Here is an 18,469-nt window from a genome sequence, read left to right as displayed (position 1 = left end):
GCATAAAAGTCATAAAAAAGAAGCAGTTCCTAATAGGAACTGCTTCTTTTTTTGTTTCGTAATCAATTCGACGAAGGTAATAATGATATTATTTTTTAGCGTAAATCCATTTTGTATATATGAAACTTAAAACGACGCCAATAACACTAATTATGATCAATAACCATGTATAGGGTGGTGTATATTTAAGCGTAATTGTCTTTTGTCCTTGTTCTACAGGGATGATTGTCATGATGCCATTTCCTTGTTTAACTGGTAACGTTTTGCCTTTGTCTGTATAAGCTTTCATTCCATCTCTATAAGGCATTGGCAACACGAGATAACCTTCATCATTTTTATTTTTTTCAATTGTATAATTACGCGCATTTTGTGAAACTTTCACTGAATGTAGTTGTTTATGTGCTTTATTTAATACGCCGTAGTTTTCTCCGTATATTCCTTTAATATTAAAACGATAAGTACCTTTAGATAATTTTATATTCAAATCTTGAGCAGATTTTATGCGCATTGTTACAGGAGTGACGAAACGTCTGTACTTATAAGATAAGTTATTACGATGTTGGTTATATTCATTTACGCCAACATTGTGTACTTTATCTGGTCCCAACAATTCAACATCCATCTCTACATAGAGGTCTTCATATTGATTGGCAATAGATGTTGGTAACTTATACTGGATACCACCGCCGTCCTTAGAAACGGATAATTTATTTTTTTGTGTACGTTTTGCATTAACTAAATGAGTTGAAGTTTCTGCAAGTAAGTTTTTATTCGGTGTGAACTGTTGATTGGTAGGGTATGCGTCTGTCTGGTCAAAAACGACCCCTTGTAACATTGCTTGTTCTTTATCCAAAGGTGATTTAAGATCTTTTTTATTAAATACTTTATTTGTAATATGCGCACTTGGATAGTTGATTTTATTTGTTGAGTGTACAAAGGATTCATCATCAGAATGTTTGATTGTACTATGCTTAGAAAAACCATAAGGCATATTTTTGTCTTCTGGACGTCGTATACGATCATTGACATCCCAAAGTGCCATCAAATTAGCTCTATTTGAAAGTAAACGGTAAGTGCTGTTTTTATCCGTATGCATATTGATTTGTAATGCTTTATCATAATATTTTAAAATATCACCATCAAAAATACTTGAATATAATGCAATGCCGTTGAAATGATATATCATTGGTGAATTCAAACCGTATTGTGACATGTAATCGATTCTACTGAATGGATTATCTTGACTCTGTTTAATCTTATCAATTTTTTTGGCTAATGCAGGACTTTTATATTTTGAATCATGCATTGACGAAACTGTCGATTCGTATTTTTGAACATTATTTACATGGTCGTTTTCTAAAATAATTGCTTGTTGAATAATGAATAATATTACAAGTACAACAGATGGCCATTTTAATTTGAATAGTGATTTTTTATAAAGCAATATACCGATAAAAATCATAATTACAAGGCAGACGCCCATCCATGACATTTTTTGTTCTTTTACTATAATTTGCATAATACCCATAATCATTAATACGGGTAAGCAAGCGAATATATACGACTTCAATGATAATTCAGATAAATGTTGAATAAATAATGCAATTAATCCAGCAGTAGTAAGCGCAAATATATAAACCCAGCGGCGCTCAGGTGTTGAGAACCCATTGAACATACTATCGAAAAGGGGAGTTAGAGATCCTATTAGCATCACCCAAGTTGCGATAGCGAAAAGTCTATAATAATAATGTCGATATAATTTAAAAGATAGTAAGGCAATGAGTGCAATGATAGTAACAGTGATATAAAATCCATTTGTGAAAAAATGTTTTTGTCGTGCGAAATCTGTAATGATACCAAAATTAAAATAAGGATTACTTACTCTATCATTATTTAAAAAAGAAGAAACTCCAGTATAAAAACCCCATATAGCAATTAAGGTACTTAATATAACAGCTATAGGTATCATCCAAAGTTGTTGTTTCCTTGTGACGCTATCTTTTGCATGTGGGAAGATACATCTGTAGATAAAGTAACTCAAAATGACAATAGCTTCGTAATAACTAAAATAAAAATTAGAAAATAATGTTAAAGCAATAGCAAAAATAAATAATCCAATTTTTCTTTCTTTATAAAACCGTTCAATACCAAGCAAAGATAGTGGGAGAAAAATTAATAAATCTCCATAATATGACCAAGTAAAATTAAAATAAATGACGGTTGTTGAAGCTGCATATAACATTGAAGCCAAAAATACTATGTAGTTTTTGAGCTTGATATAATTAAAGAAATAGAACGCAAGGATAAATGTAGCAATACCTTTGACAAAAGCTACAATCAATTGGTTACTTGCCCAATATGTGATATTGCTAGGGTTGCTATTAAATATTACTTCAGATAACCACACGAATAAAAAATTAATTATTACAAAAGGTGAGGTTGCATAGTAATAGGATAAATCTTTAACATAATCTCCACCTAAACCAAAAGAATGATCATAAAAACTTTTGAATTGGCTAAAGTGTTCGTAAAGATACATTTGGAAAGGCATCATTTGCCTAAACCCATCACCATGACCACTGAATACGACACCGTCAGTTAAATAGCGATAAATATATGGTGTGAACGTTAATAAAGCTACGCCAACACCCATTAAAAGGATCTTAAAAAATCTTGTTAGTTTGTGAGACCAAATTCTATGAAACACGGTCATACCTCATCTCAGATAAACTCCTTTATTTAAATTTAGATTTTTGTTTTAGACACCAAAAAGCACTTATTAAGATACTTATACCTGAAATTATAATCATCGTAAACCAATATTTCGGTCGATATTTAATGACAATTTCATGATCTTGTTCTGAGACTGGCACACCAGTCATCATATAATTTACTTTTTTAGGTTTTACTTTTTTATGATCTATGTAGGCCATCATACCGTCACGATAAGGAATGTTAATCGTTGCGATACCCTTAGAGTGTGGCGCTAACTTCACTTTAACTCCATTGCTAATATCATTATAATAATGATTTTGTTTTGTGTTATAGGCTTTTTTAAGTTTATTATAGTTTTCTCCATGAAGACTTTGAATTTCAAAATAATAATTACCTCTAGGATTAATAGCTATGTTAATATTACCATCTTTATCTGGTTGCGTCCTATATAATTGGTTTTCAACGCCAGTTTTATAGGTTGAATTGTTATATAAACGGTGGTTAGCATAATTATTTATATTAATTGTGTAGTTACTATCTGGTTTGCCACGTTGAACTTTTAAACTTAAATAAAAGTCTGAATAACGTTTTCTTATGTGATTTGGAACATGAATTTTAATCTGACCTTGGTTTTTGGGCAGATAGATTTGATTATGATTTTTCATTTTTACATTTTTATAAACTATTTTAGTTGAATTGATAAGGTTTTGTGCATTGTCCGTATAAGTCTCACCTTTATTTTTTAAAACCACACCATCTAACATCGCATGTTCTCGATCGATAGGTGTTTTTAAAGCGTCGGCATTATAGATTTGATCACTCACTTTTACGGAAGGTAAGTTTAAAGTATTCTCATAAATGTGATATTGTCCTTCACTTTTTACTTTTTTAAAATAACTAGGAACATTGTTTTCGTAATCTTTTAACATTAGATATTTCATTGAAAATAAACTGCTAATATTTTGTCGCCCATTAGTACTTTGGTATCTACTCACTGATTCAGACTGCAGGTTAATTTTTAAATCATCGTAGTAATAGTCTAAAATATTATGGTGAAAGATACTTGAGTATATACTTGAACCTTTAAAAAATTGATACATAGGTGTGTTATCTTGTTCATTAACACGCCAATCGATACGTTCGTCTTCGGTCTTAGAATGTTTCATTTCAGAGACTAACTGTCTTTGTAACGGTGTGTTAAAAAGACTTGCATTGACATAATAACGATTTGCTCGTTCAACATGATCTTCAAAATAAATTTGATTGCGTATAAAAACAGCTACAACGAGTGTTGCTAATATCAATATGGCAGTATAGTAAAAATAAGCTAAACGTTTACGATAAGTTGGAACATGAATACACAATACTAATAAGCCAATTAAACTAACAATAGGTGTAAACCAAAGCCAAGAAACGAAATCATCATAAACCCAAGCGCTTATAAAGATAAAACTTAAACTTATGATTGATGAAAAAAGATAGTTTTTAACCGTTAAAGTGCTAAAGTATTTTGCATATAGTCCAATGAGCAATGCAGCGTTAAAAGCTATTAAGTAATGCCATCTTTTTTGTGGAGCAGAAAAGCCGTTAAAGAGCTGATCGACAAATGGTAAATAATTAGCACCTATCGTAAGGATCATAAAGAAAGCGAATAACTTAAAATAAAAATGTTTGTACAGTTTAAATGATAACAGTGCTTGTATCACTATAAATAAAATCACTATTAAGTAATTGTCATAAAATAAATTCGTATTTTGGTTGAAGGGTTCAAAAGCATCTACGTCTCCATTAAAAGGTATACGTCTATTATTGGTATAAGCACGTAAGCCATGATAAAAAAAGAAAAGACTACAACCAAGTGCTAAAATTGCAGCAATGAGGATTGTGTATATTGCTTTAAGTCTAGGAACGATATCATGTTTATGCCTATATATTAACCTAACCGTGAAATAGATTAGGCCTACGATTAATTGATAATATGCAAAATAAAAGTTATTAATTAATGAAACTGTGACTACTATAATAAACATAGCTTTTTTTTCTTTTTGCAAAAATAATTCAATAGACCATAAGAGTAGCGGTAATAATATAAAAATATCACTGAAAAAAGGCCAATATACAGTAAACCTAAAATAGAGTGGTGATATTACAAAAAGATATGACGATAGTAGTGCAATGCTTCTGTTATGTGTAATGTAACGTACAAAACCAAAAGTTGCTAACATCGCTAATGTTGATTTAAATACTGATATGACAATAGCATTTGTCATCCAAAACATGATGTCTTGCGTATTTAAATTGACAACTAATTTTATTATAAAGATAAACAGCACATTCATCATAAATAAAATATTAGTTGAAAAATAATAACTTAAGTCAGTAAAAAAATCTCCGCCTAATCCAAAATCAGTGGCGTAAAACCATTGTCCATGACTCCATTTATCATACAAGTACATTTGCATTGGAATCATTTGTTCCATGCCATCGTTGGGCCCTGTAAATAAAACACCATCATTTATAAATCTATAGATGACATATCCATGACCAATGATTGCTAATATAAAGCATAATAATATGTAAAAAAGCATCCTTTTCATGAGTAGTCTCCTGTAATTGAATTATTTTAATTCTATTGTAACGATTTTTTAGATTTATTGATAAAAATTACTATTATTTTATTTCAAAAAAATTAATCTCAAGATTATATTTATTTTGGTGTTTAGTATTGAAGGACACAAATTTGCTTAGTTTAAGGTCTGTTATAGACAATTGGGCACTTATTATAGGAAAATAGTGTAAATTAGTTTTTTAAATAAAGTAAATACAAGTTTTTATTTATCTCTATTCACCGCTCGTGTTATGATTTTAAGGTCAATGAATGGTATGAATAAAATATAAAATTTTGAAAAACAAACGAATAAACGTAAAAAGAAAGGTGAAGTAAATGGTAATCCAATGGTATCCAGGACATATGGCAAAAGCAAAACGCGAAGTTGCTGAACAATTAAAGAAAGTAGATGTTGTTTTTGAACTTGTTGACGCCCGTATTCCTTATAGTTCAAGAAATCCAATGATTGATGACGTGATACAACAAAAACCGAGAGTAGTTATTTTGAATAAAAAAGACATGGCGAATTTAAAAGAATTAGAAAAATGGGAGTCTTATTTTAAAGAAAAAGGCTATTATCCAGTGGCAATCGATGCTAAACATGGAAAAGGACTAAAATTAGTAGAGCAAACAGCTATTAAAGCAACACAAGAAAAATTTGACCGTGAAAAGAAAAAAGGTCTAAAACCACGTGCGATACGTGCGATGATCGTCGGCATTCCTAATGTTGGAAAATCTACACTCATTAATAAGTTAGCACACAAATCCATTGCTAAAACTGGAAATACACCTGGTGTCACAAAGCAACAACAATGGATCAAAGTTGGAAATTCACTTCAATTATTAGATACGCCAGGTATACTTTGGCCTAAATTTGAAGATCAACTTGTAGGGAAAAAATTAAGTATTACCGGAGCGATTAAAGATAGTATTGTACATTTGGATGAAGTTGCGATTTATGGTCTTGAATTTTTAAAAACCTATGATTATGAAGGATTGAAAAATCACTATAAGGTCGATGTGCCAATAGAAGCTGAAAATTTAGAATGGTTTGATGCTATAGGACGTCGTAGAGGATTGTTGCGTAGCGGTAATGAGGTTGACTATGAAGCGGTCATTGAATTAATCATCCATGAAATTAGAAATGCAAAAATCGGAACATATACGTTTGATGTTATTAAAGAAATGGATGTGTAACATAAATTTATGAAGCAAACGATAAAAGAAATTAAAGACCAATTAGCAACGTTACACAACACAAGCGACATTCAACTTCAACCATTTTATAAGGATGAACGTATTGGGGTTCAAAAAGCAATAGCAACAAGAATAAAACAACTAGATAAAGAACAACAATTATTAAATCAATATCAAGCCATGACATTTTATGAAAATCAAATATTAGCAAATGATGAAAGTGCGATAATTTGTGGTATTGATGAAGTAGGGAGAGGTCCACTTGCAGGACCAGTTGTCGCTTGTGCGGTGATATTAAATCATGATCATCACTTTACAGGTCTTAATGATTCGAAACAACTTACTGCCAAAAAAAGAAAAGTATTAGAACGTCAATTATTAGAGGAATTACATGCTTATGCATTCGGCTATGCTACTGTAGAGGAAATTGATGAAATCAATATTTATGAAGCGACAAAATTAGCTATGAAACGTGCTATTAATGGGCTGTCAGTTCAGCCAACACATTTACTCATTGATGCGATGACTTTAGAAACAAATATCGATCAAACATCTCTTGTGAAAGGTGATGCTAAAAGTGTATCGATTGCTGCAGCAAGTGTCTTAGCCAAAGAAAATAGAGACAGGTATATGACTCAGCTTGCCCAAAAATTTCCAGAATATGGGTTTGAAAAAAACGTTGGCTATGGTACTCAGCAACACTTAGATGCAATTAAAAATCACGGCATTTTAAATGTCCACAGAAAAACATTTCAACCAATTAAATCACTTTATAAATAATCTAAAAATTAAAAGAATTGAAATAAGTAGTTTAAATCAGTTTACAATAGCGCTTTCATTTCCTATAATTAAATATGAACTTAACCTAAGAAACAGGAGGATGGAGAATGAATATCCACGAGTATCAAGGTAAAGCAATATTTCGTTCAATGGGCGTTGCTGTCCCAGAAGGACGTGTAGCATTTACTGTTGAAGAAGCAGTTGAAAAGGCAAAAGAATTAGATTCAAATGTATATGTTGTAAAAGCGCAAATTCACGCCGGGGGTAGAGGTAATGCAGGCGGTGTTAAAATTGCAAAATCACTATCTGAAGTGGAAACATATGCAAAAGAATTGTTAGGAAAAACATTAGTAACACATCAAACTGGACCAGAAGGTAAAGAGATTAAGCGCCTTTACATAGAAGAAGGCTGCGATATTCAAAAAGAATATTATGTTGGATTTGTAATTGATCGTGCAACTGATAGAGTAACTTTGATGGCATCAGAAGAAGGCGGTACTGAAATTGAAAAGGTTGCTGCTGAAACACCCGAAAAAATCTTCAAAGAAACAATTGATCCAGTTGTTGGATTAGCACCTTATCAAGCAAGAAGAATTGCTTTCAATATTAATATTCCTAAAGAATCTATTAATAAAGCAGCTAAGTTTTTAGTATCACTTTATAATGTATTTATTGAAAAGGATTGTTCAATAGTTGAGATTAACCCACTTGTAACTACAGGTGATGGGCAAGTACTTGCATTAGATGCAAAACTCAACTTTGATGACAATGCGTTATTTAAACATAAAGATATCCAAGAATTACGCGATTTAGAAGAAGAAGATCCAAAAGAAATCGAAGCTTCTAAATATGATTTATCATACATTGCATTAGATGGCGACATTGGCTGTATGGTAAATGGTGCTGGTCTTGCAATGGCGACAATGGATACAATCAATCACTTTGGTGGTAATCCGGCGAACTTCCTTGACGTAGGGGGCGGCGCAACGAAAGAAAAAGTTACTGAAGCGTTTAAAATCATATTGGGTGATGAAAACGTAAAAGGTATCTTTGTTAATATCTTTGGTGGCATTATGAAATGCGACATTATTGCTGAAGGTATTGTTGCTGCAGTTAAAGAAGTAGAATTAACTTTACCGTTAGTTGTACGTTTAGAAGGTACAAATGTTGAAAGAGGTAAAGAAATTCTAAAAGAATCAGGATTAGCTATTGAACCGGCTGCAACAATGGCAGAAGGCGCACAAAAAATCGTAAAACTTGTAAAAGAAGCGTAAGGAAAGGATGGGAACGCTAAGATGAGCGTAATGATAGATAAAAATACAAAAGTAATTGTACAAGGTATCACAGGGTCTACTGCACTTTTCCATACAAAACAAATGCTTGAATATGGTACGCAAATTGTTGCAGGGGTAACTCCAGGTAAAGGTGGACAAGTGGTTGAAGGCGTACCAGTTTTCAATACTGTTGAAGAAGCTAAAAAAGAAACTGGTGCAACCGTTTCAGTAATCTATGTACCTGCTCCATTTGCAGCAGATGCTATTTTAGAATGTATTGAAGCTGAGTTAGATCTAGCTATATGTATCACAGAGCATATTCCAGTTATCGACATGGTTAAAGTGAAACGTTATTCAGAAGGTAAGAAAACACGTGTTATTGGACCAAACTGTCCAGGTGTTATTACTGCAGACGAATGTAAGATTGGTATCATGCCTGGTTATATACACAAAAAAGGTCATGTGGGCGTAGTTTCACGTTCAGGTACATTGACTTATGAAGCTGTACATCAGTTGACTGAAGAAGGCATTGGTCAAACTACTGCAGTAGGTATCGGAGGAGATCCAGTTAACGGTACTAACTTCATCGATGTATTAAAACAATTTAATGAAGATGATGAAACGAAAGCAGTTGTTATGATTGGTGAAATTGGCGGTACAGCAGAAGAAGAAGCTGCTGAGTGGATTAAAGCTAATATGAATAAACCTGTTGTAGGTTTCGTTGGTGGCCAAACAGCGCCTCCAGGAAAACGTATGGGTCATGCTGGCGCAATTGTTTCTGGTGGTAAAGGTACTGCAGATGAGAAAATCAAAACATTAAATAGTTGTGGTGTGAAGACTGCAGATACACCATCAGAAATTGGTACTACGTTAATTGATGCTGCAAAAGAAGCAGGTATCTATGAACAGTTACTTACTGTTAAATAGTATAAATTAACAATAAAATAGTATTAAAAATGAGCACAAACTCCCAAAATATGTTGGAGTTTGTGCTATTTTAAGTGTATGAATTTTGTATGATATGAAGATTATGTACTGTACTCATTTAAATTTCTTTTTAAAAATAGATTACAAATGTAGTGTAAATGAATTTAATTTGTAAACTGACTTTATATCGATTTACTTTATAATGATTTTATAAAGGAGCACGATATATGAACACAGATTATCTATTTTTAAAATTACGTTTCTCAGGACTGTCCACACAGCAAATACATCGGTTACTTAAATTTAAAAGCAATTTTCTGTCATACACTAAGCGTGAACAACAAACAATATTAAAACTATATTTATCAACTACTAAATCTCAAAAGAAATATCAAATATATCATGATTTTGTTAACTATCATATTGATGCTATACTGATGCAATTATATAAATGGAATATTAATTTTATTGGAATTAACCATCCATCTTATCCAAATTTACTTCGTGAAATACACGATCCCCCGTTCATACTTTTTTATAAAGGAGATATCGCGTTAACTGCACGTGATCAAAACCTTGCAATTGTCGGCTCTAGACATGCTACTGATTATACAAGGGATGCTCTGAAATTCCTTTTTCCTTCATTTAAAAAGAAGAATTTAACTATCGTTTCTGGATTAGCAGAAGGTGCAGACCAAGTAGCACATCAATACGCTATAGAAAATCATATGTCAGCTATTGCAGTGTTAGCCTTTGGCCACCTTAATCATTATCCAAAATCGACGCAAAAACTTAGGAAACAGTTAGAACAAACAGGATTAGTCATTAGTGAATATCTGCCTTATCAAAAACCGCTTAAACACCATTTTCCAGAAAGAAATAGATTGATTAGTGGTCTTTCGAAAGGTGTATTGATAACAGAATCTACAATTAAAAGTGGCACTTCAATTACAACAAATTGCGCATTAGAACAAAATAGAGAAGTATATGTTTTACCAGGTTCAATGTTTAATAATATGACAATGGGCAACCTAATGAGTGCACAAGAAGGCGCAAAAATTGTAATTTCACCGAAAGATATCATAGATGATTTTGTCTAAAATTGATATAAATAAAATTGTGCGAGAATACTTTTTGATTTATAAAAAAGATGTGAATAATCGGTGTCTTTTCCAATAATTAAAGCTAAATATGCCTTTGTTTAAATGAATTTAAAATTAAAAACATTGACAAAAACAAAATAGACCGTTTATCATTTATCTTTGTAATTAGAAATGCAAGGGGGTAACTACTTTGGCAGAAAATTTAGTCATAGTTGAATCGCCTGCAAAAGCTAAAACCATTGAAAAATATTTAGGTAAAAAATATAAAGTTATCGCATCTATGGGGCATGTAAGAGATTTGCCAAGAAGCCAAATGGGCGTAGATGTAGAAAATGACTATGAACCCAAATATATTACTATACGTGGCAAGGGTCCTGTTGTTAAGGAATTAAAAAAACATGCTAAGAAAGCAAAAAATATATTCTTAGCAAGTGACCCCGATCGTGAAGGTGAGGCAATTGCTTGGCATTTAGCGAATATATTAAATTTAGAAGACTCAACTGAAAATAGAGTAGTATTTAATGAAATAACAAAAGATGCAGTAAAACAAAGTTTTAAACATCCTAGGGGCATAGAAATGGAACTCGTGGATGCACAACAGGCTAGAAGAATTTTAGACCGTTTAGTAGGTTATAATATTTCACCTGTTTTATGGAAGAAAGTTAAAAAAGGACTTTCTGCGGGTCGCGTACAATCAGTCGCTTTAAGATTAGTCATAGATCGTGAAAATGAAATCAGAAATTTCAAGCCAGAAGAATATTGGAAAATAGAAGGGGAATTTAGATATAAAAAATCAAAATTTAGTGCTAAATTCTTACATTATAAAAACAAACCATACAAATTAACTAATAAAAATGAAGTTGAGACGATTACATCACAGCTTGATGGAGATCAATTTGAAGTTACAAAAGTAACAAAAAAAGAGAAGACGCGTTATCCTGCAAATCCATTTACGACTTCAACACTACAACAAGAAGCTGCAAGAAAATTGAGTTTCAAAGCGCGTAAAACAATGATGCTTGCTCAACAATTATATGAAGGTATCGACTTGAAAAAACAAGGTACAGTTGGTTTAATCACTTATATGCGTACAGATTCTACTAGGATTTCTGAACAAGCCAAGAGTGAAGCTAAAGGTTATATTCAAGATACTTATGGGAATGAATATACCTCAAATCGTAAATCTAAAGGTCAAGGAGACCAAGATGCCCACGAAGCTATTAGACCATCTAGTACTTTGCGTACACCTAGCGAAATGAAAAATTATTTAACTAGGGATCAATATAGATTATATAAATTAATTTGGGAGCGTTTTGTGGCAAGTCAAATGGCACCAGCTATTTTAGATACGGTAGCATTAGATTTAACGCAAAATGATTTGAAATTTAGAGCCAATGGACAAACAATCAAATTCAAAGGTTTTATGACTTTATATGTAGAAACAAAAGATGATGGAGATGAAGGTAAAGAAAATAAGTTACCTAATATAAATGAAGGTGAAATGGTTACAGCAACAAATATTGAACCTTCACAACATTTTACACAACCTCCACCACGTTATACCGAAGCAAGATTAGTAAAAACCTTGGAAGAAATGAAAATAGGACGTCCATCAACTTATGCACCTACAATTGATACAATTCAAAAAAGAAACTACGTTAAAAATGAGAGTAAGCGTTTTGTTCCTACCGAATTAGGTGAAATTGTTCATGAACAAGTTAAAGAATACTTCCCTGAAATTATTGATGTAGACTTTACAGTTAATATGGAGACATTACTCGATAAAGTTGCAGAAGGTGAGATAGCATGGAAAAAAGTTATTTCAGATTTCTATAATAGCTTTAAACAAGATGTTGAACGTGCAGAAGAAGAAATGGAAAAAATAGAAATTAAGGACGAACCTGCTGGAGAAGATTGTGAAGTTTGCGGTGCACCTATGGTTATAAAAATGGGTCGATATGGTAAATTTATGGCATGTTCTAACTTCCCTGATTGTAGAAATACAAAAGCAATCGTCAAAACAATTGGTGTGACTTGCCCTAAATGTAAAGAGGGCGATGTCGTTGAACGTAAGTCTAAGAAAAATCGTATCTTCTATGGTTGTTCTAAATATCCTGAATGTGATTTTGTGACTTGGGATAAACCAATTGGACGTGATTGTCCAAAATGTGAACACTATTTAGTTGAGAAAAAACAAGGACGTAAAAGTCAGGTTATTTGCTCAAACTGTGATTACAAAGAAGAAGAACAAAAATAACAATTATATATAAATTGATTATTAGGAAAAGAAAGTATTTTTTTAATAATATTTAGCAACTTACGATTCATATTTATAATGTAGAGATATGTTATTAAACTTATAAATTAGTATCGTAGTTGCTATTTTTTTGTATAGGAGGATAATATATGACTCAAATTGTCAATGTTGTAGGAGCTGGTTTAGCTGGCTCAGAAGCCGCTTATCAATTAGCGCAAAGAGGCATAAAAGTAAATTTAATTGAAATGAGGCCGGTTAAACAAACTCCAGCACATCATACAGATAAGTTTGCTGAATTAGTATGTTCCAATTCATTACGTGGCAATGCGCTAACTAATGCCGTGGGTGTATTAAAAGAAGAAATGCGCCGAATGGATTCTCTCGTTATAACCGCAGCAGATAAAGCACGTGTACCTGCTGGTGGAGCACTTGCTGTAGATAGACATGATTTTGCAGGTTATATTACTGAAACGTTGAAAAATCACCCGAATGTAACTGTAATGAATAAAGAAATTAATACGATACCTGAAGGATATACTATTATTGCTACTGGTCCACTAACAACAGATCAATTAGCACAAGAAATTGTTGATGTAACAGGTGAAGATCAGCTATATTTTTATGATGCTGCAGCACCGATTGTTGAAAAAGACAGTATTGACATGAATAAAGTTTATTTAAAATCACGTTATGATAAAGGTGAAGCGGCTTATTTAAATTGTCCTATGACCGAAGAAGAATTTAATAAATTTTATGATGCTTTATTAGCAGCAGAGGTAGCACCTGTGAATGAATTCGAAAAAGAAAAATATTTCGAAGGTTGTATGCCATTTGAAGTAATGGCAGCACGTGGACGTAAAACGTTATTGTTTGGTCCAATGAAACCAGTTGGCTTGGAAGATCCTAAGACTGGTGAAATACCATATGCTGTTGTACAATTACGTCAGGACGATGCTGCTGGTACTTTGTATAATTTAGTAGGGTTTCAAACACATCTAAAATGGGGTGCACAAAAAGAAGTGCTTAGATTGATACCGGGTTTAGAAAATGTTGAAATCGTTAGATATGGTGTTATGCATAGAAATACATTTATTAATTCTCCTGATGTACTTACGGAGACTTATGAATTAAAAGGAAAAGAAACACTTCACTTTGCTGGCCAAATGACTGGTGTAGAAGGTTATGTAGAAAGTGCGGCAAGTGGTTTGATTGCTGGTATTAACGTAGCACATAAAATTAAAAATAGAGGAAAGGTTATTTTCCCTAGAGAAACAATGTTAGGTAGCATGGCTTATTATATTGCTCATGCAAAAAATGAAAAAAACTTCCAGCCGATGAATGCTAATTTTGGTTTGCTACCAGTTTTAGATGAAAAAATTAAAGATAAAAAAATAAGATATGAACAACTCGCTCATAGAGCTTTATCATATTTGGACAACTTTAAAGAAACATTATGATTTTAATAGAATGAAAAAGTGATTCAGAAAATTAAAAAAAGTTTTTCTCAATTTAATAGTTATTTTTCGCAGTTCCCTCCATCGATATGCTACAATTTATATCGATGGAGGGGTTTTTATTGGAAGAAATCCAACAAGCTTATTTATATATGCTTAAAGTAGAACGGCATTTTTCAGATCATACATTAAAATCATATCATGATGATTTAGAACAATTTAATGATTTTTTAAATCAAGAGCATTTAAGCTTAGCTAATTTTGAATATAAAGATGCAAGAAATTACTTAAGCTTTTTATATTCAAAAAACTTGAAAAGAACATCGGTTTCTCGTAAAATTTCTACGCTGAGAAGTTTTTATGAGTATTGGATGGTACAAGATGAAAGTGTTATAAATCCATTTATACAATTAGTTCATCCGAAAAAAGAACAGTATTTGCCGCATTTCTTTTATGAAGAAGAAATGGAAGCATTATTTAAAACAGTAGAGCAAGATTTAAAAAAAGGTTTAAGAGATCGTGTTATTTTGGAACTTTTATATGCAACTGGGATTAGGGTTTCAGAATTAGTAAATATCAAAGAACAAGATTTGGACATGAATTTGCCAGGTGTTAAAGTTTTAGGTAAGGGTGGTAAAGAAAGGTTTATCCCTTTCGGCGAATTTTGTAAACAGAGCATTGAACATTACTTAGAAATATTTAGACCCAAAAAAAGTACCGAACACGATTATTTGTTAGTTAATATGAACGGTGCGCCTATCACTGAGCGTGGCGTTCGTTATGTGTTGAATGATGTAGTGAAACGAACTGCAGGTGTGACAGATATACATCCGCATAAATTAAGACATACGTTTGCTACACATATGTTAAATCAAGGCGCTGACTTAAGAACAGTGCAATCGTTATTAGGACATGTTAATTTATCGACGACAGGTCGTTATACACATGTTACGAATGAACAGCTTAAAAAAGTATATTTAAATGCACATCCTCGTGCAAAGAAGGAGAATTAATATATGAGTACATCTATTCATGCGACAACTATTTTCGCAGTACAACATAATGGACATTCGGCAATGGCTGGTGATGGTCAAGTAACACTTGGAGAACAAGTGATTATGAAGAAAACCGCTAGAAAAGTTCGACGCTTATATAATGATAAAGTGTTAGCAGGATTCGCAGGTAGTGTGGCAGATGCATTTACACTGTTTGAAAAGTTCGAGACAAAATTACAACAGTTTAGTGGTAATTTGGAAAGAGCCGCTGTCGAATTAGCGCAAGAATGGAGAGGCGATAAACAGTTAAGACAACTAGAAGCAATGCTTATTGTTATGGATAAAGATTCCATCCTTGTGGTGAGTGGTACTGGGGAAGTGATTGCACCAGATGATGATTTGATTGCAATTGGATCAGGTGGTAACTATGCCCTAAGTGCAGGTAGAGCATTAAAACGTCATGCGACAGATTTAAGCGCGCGCGAGATGGCTTATGAAAGTTTGAAAGTTGCATCAGATATTTGCGTATTCACGAATGACCAAATCGTAGTAGAAGAACTTTAAAAATTCATGTTTTAACGTAAGTAGAAATAACAAAAACTAAAAAATTATGAAATAAATGCATAATAAATGACGAGTTTTTGAAGAAAATATAGTAACGGAGGTATTTATCTTATGGAGTCGAATGGTATTAAATTAACGCCAAAAGATATCGTTTCAAAACTTAACGAATATATAGTCGGTCAAGATGACGCTAAACGCAAGGTAGCAGTAGCATTAAGAAATAGATATAGACGGAGCTTGCTTTCTGATGAAGAGAAACAAGAAATTGCACCTAAAAATATTTTAATGATTGGACCAACTGGTGTAGGGAAAACGGAAATTGCGCGACGTATGGCTAAAGTGGTTGGCGCACCTTTTATTAAAGTAGAAGCTACGAAATTTACAGAAGTAGGTTACGTTGGTCGTGACGTTGAGAGTATGGTTAGAGACTTGGTTGACATTGCTGTTAGATTAGTTAAAGATCAAAAGAAAGCGTTAGTTAAAGATGAAGCGAGAAATAAAGCAAATGAAAAATTAGTTAAACTTTTAGTACCAAGTATGAAGAAGAAAGCGAATAGCAGTAATAGTAATAACCCTTTAGAGTCTCTTTTTGGTGGAGCAATACCCAATTTTGGTCAAAATAATGAAGATGATGAAGAAGATACACCAACAGAAGAAATCAAAACAAAGCGTTCTGAAATTAAACAACAATTATTAAATGGTGAACTTGAAGAAGAAAAAGTGAGATTAAAAGTCGAGCAAGACCCAGGTGCCTTAGGTATGTTAGGAACAAATCAAAATCAACAAATGCAAGATATGATGAACCAACTTATGCCTAAGAAAAAAGTGGAAAGAGAAGTACCAGTCAAAACAGCTCGAAATATTTTGACAGATGAATATGCTGATGAATTGATTGATCAAGAAACTGCCAACCAAGAAGCGATTGAGCTAGCTGAACAAATGGGAATTATTTTTATTGATGAAATAGATAAAGTGGCTACGAACAATCAAAATTCAGGTCAAGACGTTTCACGACAAGGTGTTCAAAGAGACATTTTACCTATACTTGAAGGTAGCATGGTTCAAACCAAATATGGTACTGTTAATACTGAACATATGCTATTCATTGGCGCAGGAGCATTTCATGTTTCAAAACCAAGTGATTTAATACCTGAATTACAAGGTCGTTTCCCAATTCGTGTTGAATTAGAAAGCCTATCTGTGGAAGACTTTGTAAGCATTTTAACTGAACCTAAATTATCATTAATTAAACAGTATGAAGCGCTACTTCAAACAGAGCAAGTAACAGTTAATTTTACTGAAGAAGCGATTAAACGTCTGGCAGAAATTGCTTTTCAAGTTAATCAAGATACAGATAATATTGGCGCGCGTAGATTGCATACAATACTTGAAAAAATGTTGGAAGATTTATCGTTTGAAGCACCGAGCATGCCACATGCTGTCGTAGATATCACACCTCAATATGTTGATGATAAGTTGAAATCAATTTCAACAAATAAAGATTTAAGTGCATTTATTTTATAATACAAACAAAAAGGAGAAGTAATATGAGCTTATTATCAAAAACAAGAGAATTAAATACACTTTTGCAAAAGCACAAAGGAATTGCTGTAGACTTTAAAGACGTCGCACAAACAATAAGCAGTGTAACAGTGACAAATGTTTTTATTGTGTCAAGAAAAGGTAAAATTTTAGGATCAAGTTTAAATGAATTGTTAAAAAATGAACGTATTATTCAAATGTTAGAAAATAGACATATACCTGTAGAATATACTGACAAGTTAATGGATGTAAAAGAGACAGAATCTAACATTGGTATTGAAAGTGCTCTTTCAGTTTTCCCACCTGAAAATAAAGATGTATTTAAAGATAGTAAGTCAACTATCTTTCCAATACTAGGTGGGGGAGAAAGACTAGGTACGTTAGTACTTGGGCGTGTACAAGACGATTTTTCTGAAAACGATCTCGTTTTAGGTGAGTACGCGGCTACAGTTATTGGTATGGAAATTCTGCGTGAAAAACATAATGAAGTTGAACAAGAAGCAAGAGATAAAGCTGCAATCAATATGGCAATCAATTCGTTATCATACTCAGAAAGTGAAGCTATTGAACATATTTTTGAAGAGCTAGGTGGTAAAGAAGGCTTGCTAATTGCGTCTAAAGTAGCTGACCGAGTTGGTATTACACGTTCTGTGATTGTTAATGCATTACGTAAGTTAGAAAGTGCAGGAGTTATTGAATCACGTTCATTAGGTATGAAAGGTACGTTTATTAAAGTTAAAAAAGAAAAATTCTTAGATGAATTAGATAGAATAAAATAAAACGTAGAATAGCTAATTCGCACATTTGGTATTTACACTATTCACATCATTTTGTATATCCATGCGTTATGCGTTGATTTGATAAATATGTAAAAAATAAATACAATGTCATTTTTAAACTTAAGCATTTCATATTAAGCATCTCATACTGGGGTGGAATCGTGTTATCTGAATTTGTAAAAATACAACTTGAGACCATGCCATTATTAATGAGAAATTATAAGCTGAACTATTGCTTTATATGTATGAATATGATATATTTATTCACGGCTAT

General features: G+C 32.5%; 13 protein-coding genes. 11 read left to right on the top strand and 2 right to left on the bottom strand.

What is annotated here, in order from left to right:
- Positions 1 to 88 precede the first annotated feature (88 nt).
- Positions 89 to 2,707, bottom strand: a complete 2,619-nt coding sequence (locus FYJ81_RS03000) for a YfhO family protein (protein ID WP_319016604.1) — start codon at positions 2,705 to 2,707, stop codon at positions 89 to 91.
- A 28-nt stretch (positions 2,708 to 2,735) separates the two neighbouring features.
- Positions 2,736 to 5,312, bottom strand: a complete 2,577-nt coding sequence (locus FYJ81_RS02995; RefSeq protein WP_154409281.1) for a YfhO family protein — start codon at positions 5,310 to 5,312, stop codon at positions 2,736 to 2,738.
- Between the two features lie 347 nt (positions 5,313 to 5,659).
- Here FYJ81_RS02995 and ylqF point away from each other — a divergent pair, with 347 nt between their 5' ends.
- From ylqF to codY, 11 genes are all read left to right on the top strand, one after another.
- Positions 5,660 to 6,520 (top strand): ribosome biogenesis GTPase YlqF, encoded by an 861-nt coding sequence (ylqF, locus tag FYJ81_RS02990; protein ID WP_107384719.1) that lies wholly within the window; start codon positions 5,660 to 5,662, stop codon positions 6,518 to 6,520.
- A gap of 9 nt (positions 6,521 to 6,529) precedes the next feature.
- Positions 6,530 to 7,300, top strand: a complete 771-nt coding sequence (locus FYJ81_RS02985) for a ribonuclease HII (RefSeq protein ID WP_107384720.1) — start codon at positions 6,530 to 6,532, stop codon at positions 7,298 to 7,300.
- 107 nt (positions 7,301 to 7,407) lie between these two features.
- Positions 7,408 to 8,574 (top strand): ADP-forming succinate--CoA ligase subunit beta, encoded by a 1,167-nt coding sequence (gene sucC, locus FYJ81_RS02980; protein WP_019468460.1) that lies wholly within the window; start codon positions 7,408 to 7,410, stop codon positions 8,572 to 8,574.
- A gap of 21 nt (positions 8,575 to 8,595) precedes the next feature.
- Positions 8,596 to 9,501 carry a succinate--CoA ligase subunit alpha gene (sucD, locus tag FYJ81_RS02975; RefSeq protein WP_019468459.1) on the top strand — a complete coding sequence of 302 codons (906 nt, stop codon included), beginning with the start codon at positions 8,596 to 8,598 and terminating at the stop codon, positions 9,499 to 9,501.
- 227 nt (positions 9,502 to 9,728) lie between these two features.
- Complete coding sequence (gene dprA / locus FYJ81_RS02970) at positions 9,729 to 10,601, top strand: DNA-processing protein DprA (RefSeq protein ID WP_154409280.1); 873 nt, start codon at positions 9,729 to 9,731, stop codon at positions 10,599 to 10,601.
- A gap of 193 nt (positions 10,602 to 10,794) precedes the next feature.
- Positions 10,795 to 12,861: a type I DNA topoisomerase gene (gene topA, locus FYJ81_RS02965; protein WP_154409279.1), complete on the top strand. Its 2,067-nt coding sequence runs from the start codon at positions 10,795 to 10,797 to the stop codon at positions 12,859 to 12,861.
- Between the two features lie 149 nt (positions 12,862 to 13,010).
- Positions 13,011 to 14,318, top strand: coding sequence for an FADH(2)-oxidizing methylenetetrahydrofolate--tRNA-(uracil(54)-C(5))-methyltransferase TrmFO (gene trmFO, locus FYJ81_RS02960; protein ID WP_107384723.1), 1,308 nt, complete (start codon positions 13,011 to 13,013; stop codon positions 14,316 to 14,318).
- A 119-nt stretch (positions 14,319 to 14,437) separates the two neighbouring features.
- Positions 14,438 to 15,328: a tyrosine recombinase XerC gene (gene xerC, locus FYJ81_RS02955; protein WP_154409278.1), complete on the top strand. Its 891-nt coding sequence runs from the start codon at positions 14,438 to 14,440 to the stop codon at positions 15,326 to 15,328.
- Between the two features lie 3 nt (positions 15,329 to 15,331).
- Entirely contained in the window at positions 15,332 to 15,874 is a 543-nt protein-coding gene (hslV, locus tag FYJ81_RS02950; RefSeq protein WP_107384725.1) for an ATP-dependent protease subunit HslV, read from the top strand.
- A gap of 111 nt (positions 15,875 to 15,985) precedes the next feature.
- Positions 15,986 to 17,398 (top strand): ATP-dependent protease ATPase subunit HslU, encoded by a 1,413-nt coding sequence (gene hslU, locus FYJ81_RS02945; RefSeq protein WP_107384726.1) that lies wholly within the window; start codon positions 15,986 to 15,988, stop codon positions 17,396 to 17,398.
- Positions 17,399 to 17,421: 23 nt separating this feature from the next.
- A complete protein-coding gene (codY, locus tag FYJ81_RS02940) occupies positions 17,422 to 18,195 on the top strand; it encodes a GTP-sensing pleiotropic transcriptional regulator CodY (protein WP_107384727.1) in 774 nt (257 codons plus the stop codon).
- Positions 18,196 to 18,469 lie beyond the last annotated feature (274 nt).

This window comes from Staphylococcus sp. McC-251-APC-3A2, from assembly GCF_009695665.1.
Classification (GTDB): domain Bacteria; phylum Bacillota; class Bacilli; order Staphylococcales; family Staphylococcaceae; genus Staphylococcus; species Staphylococcus cohnii.
This window is presented reverse-complemented; position numbering and strand designations above follow the sequence as displayed.

Excerpts from the sequence above, each read along its gene's own strand:
- FYJ81_RS02985 (WP_107384720.1), top strand. The coding sequence starts at position 6,530 with ATGAAGCAAACGATAAAAGAAATTAAAGACCAATTAGCAACGTTACAC.
- dprA (WP_154409280.1), top strand. The coding sequence starts at position 9,729 with ATGAACACAGATTATCTATTTTTAAAATTACGTTTCTCAGGACTGTCC.
- ylqF (WP_107384719.1), top strand. The coding sequence starts at position 5,660 with ATGGTAATCCAATGGTATCCAGGACATATGGCAAAAGCAAAACGCGAA.
- trmFO (WP_107384723.1), top strand. The coding sequence starts at position 13,011 with ATGACTCAAATTGTCAATGTTGTAGGAGCTGGTTTAGCTGGCTCAGAA.
- codY (WP_107384727.1), top strand. The coding sequence starts at position 17,422 with ATGAGCTTATTATCAAAAACAAGAGAATTAAATACACTTTTGCAAAAG.
- FYJ81_RS02995 (WP_154409281.1), bottom strand. The coding sequence starts at position 5,312 with ATGAAAAGGATGCTTTTTTACATATTATTATGCTTTATATTAGCAATC.
- sucC (WP_019468460.1), top strand. The coding sequence starts at position 7,408 with ATGAATATCCACGAGTATCAAGGTAAAGCAATATTTCGTTCAATGGGC.
- sucD (WP_019468459.1), top strand. The coding sequence starts at position 8,596 with ATGAGCGTAATGATAGATAAAAATACAAAAGTAATTGTACAAGGTATC.
- hslV (WP_107384725.1), top strand. The coding sequence starts at position 15,332 with ATGAGTACATCTATTCATGCGACAACTATTTTCGCAGTACAACATAAT.
- hslU (WP_107384726.1), top strand. The coding sequence starts at position 15,986 with ATGGAGTCGAATGGTATTAAATTAACGCCAAAAGATATCGTTTCAAAA.